Origin of the sequence: Bacillus sp. FSL K6-2944 (genome assembly GCF_038005385.1) — a bacterium.
Taxonomy (GTDB): Bacteria; Bacillota; Bacilli; order Bacillales; family Bacillaceae_G; genus Bacillus_A; species Bacillus_A cereus.
Window position 1 is genome coordinate 2,268,649 of the sequence record NZ_JBBOTE010000001.1, and the last position, 14,150, is coordinate 2,282,798.

A 14,150-nucleotide genomic window follows, 5' to 3' on the forward strand; every position below is an offset into this window, starting at 1 on the left:
TATTGAAATTTTATTATTACAAATAATAAGGAACGACAAAATAGGTAATAAGATTCCACCTATTTTGTCTATATAGCAGCACAACGAAATCAAAATTAATTACTTCAATGCAATTGGTTGTTGTTGTGTCACACAATGAATCATACCGCCGTTTTTATACAACTCTCTCACATCAATACCGACTACTTTACGATCTGGGTATAACTTCTGAATCGTATCGTTTGCAATTTTATCATTCGGATCATTATAATTAGGCACTAATACAACTGTATTTCCGATATAATAATTGATATACGATCCCTTATAATCGAGAGTTTTTCCATTCTCTAAAGCAACCTTTTCTTTACTAAGCGGCAAGTATTCATACTTATATTTCTGTCCTGAAGCATTTTTTGCATCTAACAATGTATCCATATCTTTATTAGATAAACCCCATTCGGCTAGGTCATCTTCTTTCATCGTTACAATGGTAGATTTATTATGGAATTTAGCAAATCCATCAATATGAAAGTCCGTAATATCTAAATTAGGTACTCCGTCTAACCAAATAAAGTTTGATACCCCAAGGTCACTTATATATTTTTCAATTTCCTTTTCTGATAAATCAGGATTTCTATTTTTATTCGTTACTGCACTTCGAGTTAATAAAGCAGTCCCATTGCTGTCTAATTCAATTGCGCCGCCTTCAAGGACAAATTTCCCCCAATCAACTCTTTCAATTCCTGATTGTTTACTAACATTCTTACGTATTTGAGCATCATTTTTATAAGGTGTTTTCTTCCCCCAACCATTAAATGCTGGATCTAATATTTTGAGATTTTTATTGCTGTCATAAACAAAAATTGGTCCACTGTCCCTTGCCCATACATCATCAGTAGGCGCGATAAAGAAATCAATCTTCTCCATATTTAACCCTTCATCTGTTAAAAGGTTATTGATTCTTTCTTTTTCTTCCTGGTCATATGCAACAATGTGGACTTTCTCACCCTCAGTTAAAGCACTTGCCATCTTAACCCAAATAGGTTCAACTTCCTTCTTATACTCTTCACCATATGTATATTCATGTGGCCATTGCAGCCATGTACCTTCATGTTTATCTTTTTCATCTGGCATCGTATATTTCCCAGCATTTTTCTGTACCTCTACTTTTTCCCCTTCTTTCCCTTTAACATTTTCATTGTTACCCTCAAAAGAGCATCCACTAATAATTGTTGTAGATAATGTAGCTATTAAACAAAACTTTATTGCTTTTTTCATTTTTTCAACCTCCTGTTCTTGTCTCCAATAATATAAAGCTTCACATAGTGTGAAGCTCAAGCTTTTTTATCAATGTAAAAATTACCAATTGTTCTTTGCATTACTTAGCATTTAACTACCTATTTAGATTTATTCATATGCCAATCACCTTTCTTACCTATTTATCCCGCTATTTATGGGCAGTAAGACCCTCACCTCAAAATTCAGCGCAAGCAAAAAAGTTAGGTGGGGGCCCTGCTGCCCGTAAAAGCCCGATTGATGAGGGCTTCTACTCAGTGGGGGATGAACAAAGCCCCTCCACTGAATAAAGTTTCACTTTATTCAGTAAGTAAAACTTTACAAAATAAAAAAATCGGTATTGATAATTACATATCAATACCGATTTTTTATAATTATTTTCCTTCTATTAAATCATTCGCCATTTTCCTGAATTCTTGATTAAATGCGTCATTCATACCATTTTGGACGTTAGAAAATAATATGACAAACGTTCGTTTATCCCAGTTAAAATTATTAAAAGTGTTCCAGCCAGCTAATACACCGTGGTTATGATAATAATCTGGGTAAATATAGAAACTAAATCCATATTTTCTTGCAGGTGATGCAGAAAACATATCTGATACACTTTGTTTAGAAAGTAGTTTACCATCCATAATAGCTTCATCTAACTTTTTCATATCTTCAACAGTCGTATACATTTCACCACAACCATACAGCCAGTTCATTTTTAAGCGCGGCGTGGCTATTAACTTATTATCTTTTTTCGTATACCCTTCTGCTAAGAAAATATCTTCTGGAAGTGTTGCGCCCATTCCAGATTCATTCATTTCAACGGGAGTCAAAATATTTTCTTTCACATATTCAGCAAGTGGTTTATTCGATATTTTTTCTACAATATATGCAAGCACCATATAATTATAATCTGTATATTTCCATCCTGTCCCTGCTGGAAATTGTAACGTTTGTGCCCCAATCCACGTTACTAATTTTAACCGTGATGCTGCGTCAACACTACCTTGTCCCTGTTCTGGTAATCCAGACGTATGTGTTAACAAGTTTCGTAACGTAATATTTTTATCTGCTGGAAACGATGGGATATATTTATTTACATTGTCTTCAATGTTCAACTTCCCTTTTTCTTTTAGTTGCATAATAGATATTGCAACAACTGTTTTCGTAATAGAACCAATGCGATATTTCGTTCTTGGCGTTGTTAATACTTGATCTTTCACATTCGCATAACCGTAGCCTTTTCGTAAAATCACATGACCTTTACTTGCTACAAGAACACTTCCATTAAATCCTTTATCTTTTAAGTACTGATCTAGTTTTCCAGCTGCAATTTCATAACGCTTTTTCTCATTCGCATCAATTTCCTGCTTAACATCTTTTTGCTTACTATTTACATTAGAAAATGCCTTTGCATCATATTTTTTTCCTTTATTTGCATGTATTAGTGTAACAATACTTCCACAAAAAACTGCAAAAATAAAGAAAACGATTAACCATTTCTTTAACATACTAGGAACCCTCTTTTATCTAGTTTCACTTAACGTACATCCATTCTATTTTATATCTTTTAATTATCAAGTATATTATAATATTATTTAATATTCACTCTGTTAAAACTAGATTCCTTTTTCTCATTTTCAATTTTGACTACTCTCTATTGTATTTCTTTCTTGCAAAATTTCCAACATACAATCGGATGCGTTACACTATAATTTCAAATTCTTTTGTAACATTTGTTACATACTAAAAAGAATGGAGATGTAATATGAAAAACACCGATAAACGCAATCGTTTAGATGATAAGATGTTTCATTATCGGATAACAAAAAATAACATGGTATTAATTGAATATTACGGAAAACAGATTATGGTATTAAAAGGAAATGATGCTGAAAAATTTTTAAATAAAATAAATCATGCAAATAACGATAAAGAAAAACAGCTAATTATGGCTAAAATTACAGGTAATTTCAAAAGAGGTAATGAACGAAATTGAAAACGAATCTCATTTACATTTTGATTATACAACAAATAAAAAAAGAAATGTCGCTCATTCAACATTTCTTTAGACTTTCTTCATAAAAAATTTACATTGCTAACATTCCTTCATTTTCTATACTCCCTATATAAGCTAACCGCTGAAATAGTTAGTAATACAACTATGCATAACCACGCATACGTATATCCCTTCTTATCTACAATATAACCAAATAAAGCAGGCGCAGCAATAATGGCAATTTGATTTAATGTAAGTGCAAAACTCACTGTCATCCCTACCGATTCTTCACTTGCTGATTCCGCAACTTCAGTTATGAAAAGGCTAAACCATCCAATTGCAAAGAACCCTAACAATGCACTTACACCATACAATACATTCGTTATTGTATGTATGCTCATTACTAATATTAGAATGAAGAAAATAGAAATACAAACAGTTATAAATAAGAGGGTACGCCTATTCTCCTTATAAAATAAATCACTAGTAGCTGCTAATATAACCCTACCAACCATTCCAGAAAAGAACATAACGGAAAATACTTTTCCAGCTAAAATTGGCGTGATTGATTGTTCCAATACTAAAAATTTTATAAAGTGCGCAACTAACACCATTTGCAATGAAATCATACAAATGCCAGTTATATAAATTGCATATAACTCTTTTTTACACATCACTTCTTTTAACTGCATCCAAAAAGAAAGTTTACTACGTTCTTGTTTAACTTTCTCTTGAATATATGGTTCCTTATAAAATATAAAAAATAAAAACCCTCCAATTATACAAATACATGCAATACTATTTACCGCATAGGCCATATTATATTTTATTGTAAGAAACGGGATCAATACTCCCGCTAATGTACCACCAATCGGTATACCGGCTTGTCTAACCCCCATCGCTAACCCGCGATTTTCTTTTGAGAACCACTTCATTATCACCTTACTTCCTCCTGGCTGCGAAACACTATAAAACGTTCCTACTAATAAAAGTACAAAGAGTAACCCATTAAATCCATTGACCATATTAGTCAGTAAAAACGAACCTCCTAGTAAAAATGAACTTATCGAAATTAACAACTTTTCATTGTATTGATCAAGTAGCCGCCCGACAAAAAGCATACAAAATAGCGGTCCTATATTTACAACACTTACTAACAATCCAATCTCCGTATTCGTAAGTGCATATTCTTCTTTCCAAAATAAAGCAAACGCTCCAACACCATACGTTATAAGTGTCGCTGTTGTTTGAGCAACCGTCGCAAAAATTAACATAACCCACTTATAAGTACTATTTACCCTTTCTTCCATTAACACAATAATCCCTCCATCCCCTTCCATTGTATGAAAGTTCTGATATCATATAAAATAAAGATTTATCATGTAATTCATCAAAAAAAATGATACCTTTTCTGGAGGGATGATACTTGGATATAAAAGATTTAACTGTATTTTACGAAGTTGCGAAAGAAAAAAACATATCTCACGCAGCTAAAAATTTAAACTATGTACAGTCTGGCGTAACAATGCGTATGAAGCAACTAGAAAACGAATTAGGTGTGCCTTTATTTTACCGAAACGGAAAAGGTGTAACTTTAACTTCTAATGGTAAGATTTTATTAACATACGCCAAACAAATTATCTACTTAATGGATCAATCTGTTAAAGCAGTTCAAAGTAATGGGATCGAACCAAGAGGCACTTTAAAAATTGGATGTACAGAATCTACAACCGCTGTAAGACTTCCATCTATATTAACGGCCTATTATGAGAAATACTCAAAAGTCGAATTGATTTTAGAATCAAATACGACGGAACAATTGATTAGGCTTGTACTAGAACGAAAACTGGACGGAGCGTTTATAGCTGGCTCTACTCAGCATGCTGAACTTCATACAAATATATTTCGTGAAGAAGAATTAGTTCTCATTAGCAAAAAGCCTTTATCTTCCTTTAAAGACATAGGAGACATGAATTTACTTGCATTTAGTCATGGGTGCTATTATAGAAATTTATTAGAAGATTTGCTTCAAGAAGAAGGAATTTCACCTAAGCGAGTATTAGAGTTTGGAACAATTGAAGCGATTCTCGCATGTGTAAAATCAGGTATGGGCATAGCAATTATGATGAAGTCTATTTTAAATGGTCATCAACATGACGTATCATTCAACCCTTTACCAAATAGCTTCAAAAAAGTTCCTACTACTTTTATTACTAGAAAAGATATATATCACTCTGCTGCATTACAAAAATTTATGGAGATGACTCGCAATGCGTGAAAAGAAAATACGTGGTATGAAACGAAAAACAAACACTATGATAAAGCGAATTGAGGAACATACAAAAACATTCCCTTCTACTTTCTATAACGATGAATATTGGAATATGCTATTGCCAGTTTCGCAAGCTTTTATTGCCTCTCGTAAAACACCTAGAAAAGTAAAACGATTATGTATTCAAACCTTATTAAATCAAGCAAATCATTTAATAAATATGAAACCGAGCGATACACATACATATCGAGTTGTTGTTTTGATTCCTATAAATAATTTGTGGGATTCGCAAATCATTACATTTAAAAATGAGGACTACTTTCATAATTTCTTTAATAGAAATAGTGAATTTCAAAAATGGATTCTTCTTTCAAATGAAATTGATTTTTGGGAGACATGGGAAATTTCAGTTTGTCATACCTTCAAAACGCTTCACTTTCAAGAAATTATTTATGATGTAGATGAATGCTATGAAAAAGAGATTCTGTTTATCGGAGAGTTAAATTAAAAAGGGTATACCTAAAACACTGGTATACCCTTTTCCACTTATTTTTCCTTCAATACACTATGTAATCGATCCGGATAATTTGTAAACATTCCTGTAGCACCCCATTTGATTAACAGTCTCATATCTGGTTTCTCATTAATTGTATAAGGGTGAATTAACAGTCCATTTTTCCTAGCCATTTTCATATATGACTCATCAATAATTAGTTCCCCGTTATCATTACGTAAGTTTGGTCCAATACCAGCTGCATACTTTTTAATTTCTTGAAAATCATCATTTGTTACACTTTTCGGTTCATGTGTAATGCCAGACCATTCAACAATTTCATTGTTTTCATTTGGATAATACCAAAGCAATTGAACTAACGGAATATTTTCATTCATACTATGAATCTTTTTCAAACTATCTTTACTAAATGATTGAATCATAACACGGCTAGAAGACATGTTTTGGCCTACTAAATTATATTTTTGTAACAACGCCAACAATTTCTCTTCCATTCCTGGATACACATCTGGTGATTTTGTTTCAATATAATACTTCATACTTCTTCCATACTTTTGGAAGATTTCTTCAAGAGTTGGAACCTTTTGCCCAACATACTCTTGCTTAGCCTTTTCTGGATACGCTTTATTAAACCATGATCCAGCATCTAAACTCTTTATTTCACTTAACGTTTTATCGCGTACTTCGCCTGTTCCATTTGTAGTGCGATCAACTGCTGTATCATGCATTGCAATTAATTGGCCATCCTTTGTTAATTGAATGTCTAACTCTAAATAATCCGCTTTCATTTTTTTCACTAAATCATAAGAAGCAAAAGTATGCTCAGGTGCATGTCCACTTGCTCCGCGATGTGCAATATTTAAAAACTTATTCGTATTCCATTCATGCTTTCCTTCTGCTTTCGCATGAACAGCTCCCCCAGCAAAGATACTTCCAGTCATAAAGAAAATAACTAAAACGCTAATAATCTTTCTCATTCTTCTAACCCTTCCTACGTTGCAAATTTCAACAAGCTAATGAGATTTACACGAAACAGAAGACACACTTTCATTATTTTTATAAACCTATATGAAAATTCCAATCTTACAAATGTTTTCTATATTATTAATATAGAAAACTAGTATTATCCTATTTAATTTCTATAGCCCTCCTTTTCACATGTAACTCCCTATTTTGTACGGTTCATTCAATAAAAAAAGCCATAAATTATTTAGGCTACACTCCTGTATCCCTAAATAAATTTATGGCTTTTCTCAAATATCTCCGGCCTCTATTAACTTGTCGAATTTAATCATATCAAACCTATTGAAATTTGTGAATATTTTTTTCAGTGCAGTGAAGCACATAAAACAATATTTCCGTAGTTACTTAAAAATCACATAATAAATTTCCCATTACCTCGTCCAATACTATATCTGGATTTACTACCGCTTTTTCTGAACGCCATCCTATAAAGCCATCTGGTCTAATTAATACAGCACCTCCATTCTCTATACCATATAATTTGCTAAAAATATCTTCTGGAGCAATAAAGTCTCCACTTAAGCCAACACGATACCCTTTTATATTTATTCCTAATTTAACTGAAACAGTATGTGCTGCCTCAGCCCAAGAACTATTTTCTACTCCTGTAAGTAATACAAAACTGTTACCGAATAAGTCTAATGTAGAAACTTTCTTCCCTTCATACGTTCCCCATAAATGTGGCGCTCGCGTTCCAGGTCTTCCGTTCAACTCTATGCTATCCATTCTATGTGGAGTGACTGAATTATCTATAATTGCCTCTGAACAATACTGATATCCAACTGTAACAGCTAAACCATCCATATTATTCAAACTGCCTTCCTCTCTATTCGCAGCACGAAACAGTAAACTACTTGCATAAGCTGTCGTTAATTTTGCAACAGAGTGTCTCTCTTCATGATATGTTTCTAACAATTTTGGTTTTGCCTTCCCTTTTATAACAGCCGCTAATTTCCAAGCTAAGTTATGCGCATCTTGTATTCCTGTATTTGAACCAAATCCGCCTGTTGGTGGCATAATATGTGCTGAATCTCCAACTAGAAAGACTCGATTTCCTTGAAATTTCATTGCTGTACTTTCGGCCGCTTCCCACGGTAAAACACTTAATATTTTTGACTCAACATTTGTACTTCCAATTGCTATTTCAATAATTTGTTTACAACGTTCCATCGTGAAATCCTCTGGTCCCTCTCCTTTTAATGGATCGTAGGCTACATGGTAAATCCATTTTTTCACGTTATCTACTGGGATCAGTGCACCAAGAACCTCTGGATGAAGTACCATAGAAAAACCGAATGCGTCTCCTTGTATAAACTCACTTAAGTCTGCTTCAAAATAAATATTCATATAATAGCCACCAATGGTTCCACGCCCCTCAGTTTTAATCCCTAACTGCTCACGTATTTTACTTTTCGCTCCATCTGCTGCAATTACATAGTCACAATGTATGACACTTTCTTTTTCTGTTTCACGATTTCGAATCTTTGCTTTTACCCCGTTTTCATTTTGTTCAAATGAAACTAATTCATGATAAAAAGATAGTTGCCCGCCTAATGTTTTCGCTTCTTGTAACATCATCTCTTCTAAAATAATTTGATAACACGCAGTTTGTTTTGATGGACTAATCTTTTCTATTTTTTGAAGTAACTCTTCATCGTTTCCGTATTGTGTCGCTCTCATTTGTTCCAATTCTTCTTTATTCGCCTCAGCTATTGTATGAACCGCTATTCTTCCTCGGCAGTTCTCTAATGCTTTACCTGCCAATTTAATTCTTTTTTCCAAGCCTAATTCTCGAAATAACTCCATTGTACGTAAAGTAAGACCGCCTGCTTTCGGATGAATGGCAGTAGACGGATGCCTTTCAATAAGTAAGTACTCAATGTTATGTTTTGCAAGAAATAACGCAGACGCTAACCCAGATAATCCCCCTCCAACAATTAAAACTGGTACATAATTCGATTTCATATATTTCCCCTCCAAATCATTGTTCTGAGCTCAGTGACATAAATATAATCAAAAAAAACATTAAAATATAGACTTATATTTCATTTTGAATTATCATATAGATAGATTACGCCCCAAAATTCCTTTTACCTTTTCATACATCTATAATCCACCTGAATTGTGTCTGTATGAAAGTGTAAAACAAAAGAACGTACTTTACGTTGAACCATGTTCTATCGTAAAATTCAAAAATAATACAAACATTATAAGCGGTCGTAACCTTATGGATTATACAAGGTTACGACCGCTTATTTTATTGTTACATCATTTTTTGTTTTTAAAACCTCATCTATTGTGTTATGTAGTCCTTCCAATCCCTTTTCTATCTCCCTATAATTTTCAACAATAAAAAATTCATTCGTCTCGATTTTCTTTCTCAATATTGCACCTCATACAACAATCATGTAGCATTACCGTATCGAAGTAATGGTTCATCATCTTAAACCTTTCGACTAATTACCTGGAGGCAAAGTGATTGAAATGAATAAACAAGAACAATTAAATATTATAAAAAAAGATTTTATTGATTCTCAAAAAGTATTATTGGCAATTGGTGATGAAACGCGTCAAGCTATTTTATTAGTGCTAATGGAAACGGAATGTCAAACAGGATTACGTGTAGGAGAAATCACGAAGCAAACACACCTTTCCCGTCCAGCAGTATCACATCACCTTAAGATTTTACGAGAAGCTGGCATTATTTTAATGAGAAAAGAAGGTACAAAGAATTTTTATTATATTGATATACGTACAAAATTAGGTTTATTAAAAAATCTTGTATTAGATATTGAGAAGCTATTGCAGAACTTTTATTAAAACTTGGAGGTATAAGAAATGAAAGCAATGATAATTGATAGATATGGAAAAGTCCCAATGCGTATGGCAGAGGTACCTACTCCTGAAATAAATGAGTATGAAGTGCTCGCAGAAATTCATGCAGCTAGCATTAACCCAATTGATTTTAAAATACGCGACGGAAAAGTAAAAATGTTACTGAAATATGAAATGCCCCTAATCCTTGGGAATGACTTTGCCGGTGTCATCACGAAGGTTGGATCAAAAGTAACTCGTTTTAAAGTTGGTGATGAAATATATGCTCGTCCAAGAAAAAATAAGATTGGTACTTTCGCGGAGTATATAGCCATTCATGAAGATGATATAGCTTTAAAACCGAAAAATTTAAGTTTTGAGGAAGCTGCTTCGATTCCACTCGTTGGCTTAACATCATATCAAGCATTACATGACATCATGCAATTACAAAAAGGACAAAAGATTTTAATTCACGCCGGATCCGGTGGTGTTGGTACTTTCGCTATTCAGCTAGCAAAAATAATGGGTGCCATTGTTACAACGACTGCTAGTGAAGCTGGTGCGAATTTAGTAACGTCTCTTGGCGCAGATGAAATTATTAATTACAAAACAGAGAAATTTGAAGATATACTAAAAAATTATGATGCCGTATTTGATACAATCGGCGGTGCAACACTTGAAAAATCATTCAATATTATAAAAAGGGGAGGAAACATTGTTTCCGTTTCAGGCATGCCGAATGCTCGCTTCGGTAAAGAATTTGGTTCAGGATTCTTTAAAACTCTCTTATTTTCATTAGCCAGCAAAAAACTTACTGCACTTGAAAAAAAGCATAATGCTCAATATTCATTTTTATTTATGAAGCCAAGTGGGGATCAATTACGTACTATTGCAAACTATATTGAAGCTGGTGAAATCAAACCGGTAATCGATCGAGTTTTCCCTTTTGAAGATGCGCAAAAAGCAATGGAATATTCCGAGGCTGGAAGAGCAAAAGGAAAAATAATTGTAAAAATTAAATAATAATAAAACCTCCATTTTCTTAAAATGGAGGTTTTAAATTTGCTGTTAAATAGACATAGTGCAATGAAGTCCTTACAATAGATTGCAAGGGGAAATATTATATTATATTATACTTTTAGTTAACTTTACAAAGAATACATACGTACAAATACATAACTTAAAATACAAAAAGGAGGAGATACAATGACTAAAAATAATGAAACAGGTTGGAATTTAGATAATAGTTATACGACTTTACCACAATCATTTTATACAGAAATCCCCCCTACTCCCGTAAGTTCACCGGAGTTAGTTAAACTAAACCATTCATTAGCGATATCTCTTGGCTTGACCCCTGAAGAACTGAAAAAGGAAGCTGAAATTGCTATTTTCGCTGGTAATGCACTCCCAGAAGGAGCTCATCCATTAGCTCAGGCATATGCTGGCCATCAATTCGGACATTTTAATATGTTAGGCGACGGTCGTGCTCTTTTAATTGGCGAACAAATTACTCCTTCAGGTGAGCGTTTCGATATTCAACTGAAAGGTTCTGGCCCTACTCCCTATTCACGCCGAGGAGATGGTCGTGCTGCACTCGGTCCGATGCTACGTGAATATATTATTAGCGAAGCAATGTATGCACTCGATATTCCAACTACCCGCAGTTTAGCAGTTGTCACAACCGGTGAACCAACCTATCGTGAAACAAAGTTACCTGGAGCAATTTTAACTAGAGTAGCTAGTAGCCATATTCGCGTCGGTACATTTCAATATGCTGCAGCTCGTGGTTCAATAGAGGACCTGAAATCACTAGCTGACTATACGATAAAAAGGCATTACCCAGAAATTGAATCTCATGAAAACCGATATACTGCATTACTACAAGAAGTCATTAAAAGACAAGCCAGTCTTATCGCAAAATGGCAACTTGTTGGATTTATTCACGGCGTAATGAACACTGATAATATAACGATCAGTGGCGAAACAATTGATTACGGTCCTTGTGCATTTATGGACAATTACGACCAAGGAACTGTATTTAGCTCTATTGACACACAAGGTCGTTATGCATATGGAAATCAACCATATATGGCCGCATGGGATCTAGCACGACTAGCTGAATCTTTAATACCGATTCTGCACGAAGATGATGAAGAAGCATTAAAAATCGCTCAAGACGAAATTTCGAAATTTAGCGTACAGTATGAAAACAATTGGTTCCTTGGAATGAAAAAGAAATTAGGACTATTTAGCAACGAAGAACAAGATCAATCACTTATTGAGCAACTTTTAAAAATGATGGAGAAATATAAAGCGGATTATACAAATACATTCCGTTCATTAACTCTTGATGCTATCGAAAATACAGCTCTATTTGAAAGTCCTGAATTTAAAGAATGGTACAAACTGTGGCAATCTCGATTAGAAAGACAAGAACAATCAAAAGAAAACGCCTACGAGATGATGAAAAATAATAACCCATCAATCATCCCGAGGAACCACCGTGTAGAAGAAGCACTAGAAGCAGCTGTTACAAATGAAGACTATGGCGTAATGGAGCAACTTCTTGAAGCTTTATCAAACCCTTATGCGTATTCTACAGATCAAGAAGAATACTGCATTCCGCCTGCACCGACGAATCGCCCTTATCGTACTTTTTGTGGGACTTGATTGTTTAATATGTAAAAAGGTGCGTTCATATAAATTGTGTGAACGCACCTTTTTATATCCCCCCACTCAACTAAAACTTTAAAATACACATCCCCCGATGCCATTTCTTTAATCCAAAACAAATTCTATACTATTCCAATAGACTTACTCGTAAGCTTGTTAAACAAATATTGAGAAATATAAAACATCATTTCTAAATATTTTTATTTTTGATACTATATTTTATAAGAATATTCAAAAAGCGAGGGGATTTCATGAACGTTCAACTACAAGGTAATGAACAAATTACAAAATTATTTAATGACTGGTATAGAGCTATGTTACAACATCAAACTACCCATGCAACAAAAATAAAAAAAGATATTGAAAATATCATCTCTAATTCAGAAGAAGATACAAACCTACAATTGTATTATTCACTTTTTAATTTCAGATACAAAATTTTAACAGGTGGTTTAAATATTAATAAAGATGATTTTAATAAAATTGATTCTTTCCCACTTCCAGAGAATGGGCTATTTTCTTATTATTATCATTTTTTTAAGGCTATTCACAATACAATTATTGGAAACTACAATACAGCAAAACACCTTTTCGAGAACGCTAAAAAGCTGCTAATACACGTATCTGACGAACTAGAGAATGCTGAATTTAACTACCGCTTAGCTTCCTATTATTATCAAACATATCAACCACTAGTAGCAATCCAATCTGCAAATGAAGCTACAGCGATTTTTTCAAAACATATAAACTGCGAAATTAATGTTGCTTTGTGTGATAACATCTTTGGTTTATCTTGTATTGATTTAAAACAGTTTGAACAAGCTGAAATTAGACTTGATTCAGCATTAAATATGCTACAGAAGTATTCAGAGGAGACTTTATCATTAAGAGTACGACATAATTTAGCTTGGCTATATGCAAGTCAAAACCTTTCAGAGTTAGCAATGCGTCATATTTCAGAGGTTACAACTAAGCAACCAAATCACTTTAAAGCACTTTTTGTTGAAGCACGTGAATACTACAAGCTTGGAGAATATACCCAGGCTAAAGAACTTATAAAAAAAGGATTAAACATCTCAAATAAACTAGAAAACAAAGAGTTTCAGTATCGTTTCATGATTTTAAGAGAACTAAATAATAAAACTTCTATAAATGATTTAGAAATGATAATTTTGGAAGGAATTTCTTACTTTAAAACAGAAAACCTTTGGGAATGTATACAAGAGTACACTGATGTTCTAGCAAATATGTTTTATGAAAAAGAAGACCATATAAAAGCTAGTCAATACTTTTACATGGCCAATCAAGCAAGAAAAAAACATGAAGAAAAGGGAGCTTTGATATAATGAAAAAGATTAAATTGAGCATCATTGGCTTAGCTGTTATTAGCATCACAACTCTTGGATTAAGCTTCACCTCAGAAACACCGAAAACACAGTTAGGATATGTAGCATTAAATATTGGGGATACCCCTGCACCACAAAGACCTGACCTTGTTCAATCCGTTGACGTAAGTAAAGACTACAACTCAACAACAACTGAAAAAGCACTTTAAAAAACGGAAGACCTTCAATTAAGAAGGTCTT

At 33.5% G+C, this 14,150-nt stretch carries 14 protein-coding genes; 8 read left to right on the forward strand and 6 right to left on the reverse strand.

What is annotated here, in order from left to right:
- Positions 1–99: 99 nt before the first annotated feature.
- Positions 100–1,257, reverse strand: coding sequence for an agmatine deiminase family protein (locus MHH55_RS11495; protein ID WP_000709181.1), 1,158 nt, complete (start codon positions 1,255–1,257; stop codon positions 100–102).
- 392 nt (positions 1,258–1,649) lie between these two features.
- Positions 1,650–2,777, reverse strand: a complete 1,128-nt coding sequence (locus MHH55_RS11500; protein ID WP_000915192.1) for a serine hydrolase domain-containing protein — start codon at positions 2,775–2,777, stop codon at positions 1,650–1,652.
- 257 nt (positions 2,778–3,034) lie between these two features.
- Here MHH55_RS11500 and MHH55_RS11505 point away from each other — a divergent pair, with 257 nt between their 5' ends.
- Entirely contained in the window at positions 3,035–3,265 is a 231-nt protein-coding gene (locus tag MHH55_RS11505; protein WP_000798794.1) for a hypothetical protein, read from the forward strand.
- A 110-nt stretch (positions 3,266–3,375) separates the two neighbouring features.
- Here MHH55_RS11505 and MHH55_RS11510 read toward each other — a convergent pair whose 3' ends face one another.
- A complete protein-coding gene (locus tag MHH55_RS11510) occupies positions 3,376–4,605 on the reverse strand; it encodes an MFS transporter (RefSeq protein ID WP_130055599.1) in 1,230 nt (409 codons plus the stop codon).
- 86 nt (positions 4,606–4,691) lie between these two features.
- On the opposite strand from MHH55_RS11510, the gene MHH55_RS11515 reads away from it, so the two are divergent.
- Both MHH55_RS11515 and MHH55_RS11520 read left to right on the forward strand, forming a co-directional pair.
- Positions 4,692–5,543 (forward strand): LysR family transcriptional regulator, encoded by an 852-nt coding sequence (locus tag MHH55_RS11515; RefSeq protein ID WP_078186885.1) that lies wholly within the window; start codon positions 4,692–4,694, stop codon positions 5,541–5,543.
- Entirely contained in the window at positions 5,536–6,045 is a 510-nt protein-coding gene (locus tag MHH55_RS11520) for a DUF3916 domain-containing protein (protein ID WP_074554901.1), read from the forward strand. Before MHH55_RS11515 ends, MHH55_RS11520 begins: the two co-directional genes overlap by 8 nt.
- Positions 6,046–6,083: 38 nt before the next feature.
- Here MHH55_RS11520 and MHH55_RS11525 read toward each other — a convergent pair whose 3' ends face one another.
- The 3 genes from MHH55_RS11525 to MHH55_RS11535 all read right to left on the reverse strand — a co-directional run bounded on the left by MHH55_RS11525 (position 6,084) and on the right by MHH55_RS11535 (position 9,458).
- On the reverse strand, positions 6,084–7,028 hold the full coding sequence (locus MHH55_RS11525; RefSeq protein ID WP_001226340.1) for a glycerophosphodiester phosphodiesterase: 945 nt from the start codon (positions 7,026–7,028) through the stop codon (positions 6,084–6,086).
- Positions 7,029–7,419: 391 nt separating this feature from the next.
- Positions 7,420–9,039 (reverse strand): FAD-dependent oxidoreductase, encoded by a 1,620-nt coding sequence (locus tag MHH55_RS11530; RefSeq protein ID WP_078186886.1) that lies wholly within the window; start codon positions 9,037–9,039, stop codon positions 7,420–7,422.
- 287 nt (positions 9,040–9,326) lie between these two features.
- Complete coding sequence (locus tag MHH55_RS11535) at positions 9,327–9,458, reverse strand: hypothetical protein (RefSeq protein ID WP_001227549.1); 132 nt, start codon at positions 9,456–9,458, stop codon at positions 9,327–9,329.
- A 91-nt stretch (positions 9,459–9,549) separates the two neighbouring features.
- Between MHH55_RS11535 and MHH55_RS11540 the strand changes: the two genes are divergently transcribed.
- From MHH55_RS11540 to MHH55_RS11560, 5 genes are all read left to right on the forward strand, one after another.
- On the forward strand, positions 9,550–9,894 hold the full coding sequence (locus MHH55_RS11540; protein ID WP_000571870.1) for an ArsR/SmtB family transcription factor: 345 nt from the start codon (positions 9,550–9,552) through the stop codon (positions 9,892–9,894).
- 18 nt (positions 9,895–9,912) lie between these two features.
- The gene (locus MHH55_RS11545) at positions 9,913–10,911 is read left to right on the forward strand and encodes an NADP-dependent oxidoreductase (RefSeq protein WP_000646436.1); all 999 of its coding nucleotides are present in this window, start codon (positions 9,913–9,915) and stop codon (positions 10,909–10,911) included.
- Positions 10,912–11,094: 183 nt separating this feature from the next.
- Positions 11,095–12,561 (forward strand): protein adenylyltransferase SelO, encoded by a 1,467-nt coding sequence (locus MHH55_RS11550; protein ID WP_078186887.1) that lies wholly within the window; start codon positions 11,095–11,097, stop codon positions 12,559–12,561.
- Between the two features lie 254 nt (positions 12,562–12,815).
- Positions 12,816–13,910 (forward strand): response regulator aspartate phosphatase, encoded by a 1,095-nt coding sequence (locus MHH55_RS11555; protein WP_078186888.1) that lies wholly within the window; start codon positions 12,816–12,818, stop codon positions 13,908–13,910.
- Positions 13,910–14,119 (forward strand): hypothetical protein, encoded by a 210-nt coding sequence (locus tag MHH55_RS11560; RefSeq protein ID WP_000721431.1) that lies wholly within the window; start codon positions 13,910–13,912, stop codon positions 14,117–14,119. Before MHH55_RS11555 ends, MHH55_RS11560 begins: the two co-directional genes overlap by 1 nt.
- Positions 14,120–14,150: the final 31 nt, after the last annotated feature.

Coding starts and splice junctions, on each gene's coding strand:
- MHH55_RS11495 (WP_000709181.1), bottom strand. CDS start 1,257: ATGAAAAAAGCAATAAAGTTTTGTTTAATAGCTACATTATCTACAACA.
- MHH55_RS11500 (WP_000915192.1), bottom strand. CDS start 2,777: ATGTTAAAGAAATGGTTAATCGTTTTCTTTATTTTTGCAGTTTTTTGT.
- MHH55_RS11505 (WP_000798794.1), top strand. CDS start 3,035: ATGAAAAACACCGATAAACGCAATCGTTTAGATGATAAGATGTTTCAT.
- MHH55_RS11510 (WP_130055599.1), bottom strand. CDS start 4,605: ATGGAAGGGGATGGAGGGATTATTGTGTTAATGGAAGAAAGGGTAAAT.
- MHH55_RS11520 (WP_074554901.1), top strand. CDS start 5,536: ATGCGTGAAAAGAAAATACGTGGTATGAAACGAAAAACAAACACTATG.
- MHH55_RS11525 (WP_001226340.1), bottom strand. CDS start 7,028: ATGAGAAAGATTATTAGCGTTTTAGTTATTTTCTTTATGACTGGAAGT.
- MHH55_RS11530 (WP_078186886.1), bottom strand. CDS start 9,039: ATGAAATCGAATTATGTACCAGTTTTAATTGTTGGAGGGGGATTATCT.
- MHH55_RS11545 (WP_000646436.1), top strand. CDS start 9,913: ATGAAAGCAATGATAATTGATAGATATGGAAAAGTCCCAATGCGTATG.
- MHH55_RS11550 (WP_078186887.1), top strand. CDS start 11,095: ATGACTAAAAATAATGAAACAGGTTGGAATTTAGATAATAGTTATACG.
- MHH55_RS11555 (WP_078186888.1), top strand. CDS start 12,816: ATGAACGTTCAACTACAAGGTAATGAACAAATTACAAAATTATTTAAT.
- MHH55_RS11560 (WP_000721431.1), top strand. CDS start 13,910: ATGAAAAAGATTAAATTGAGCATCATTGGCTTAGCTGTTATTAGCATC.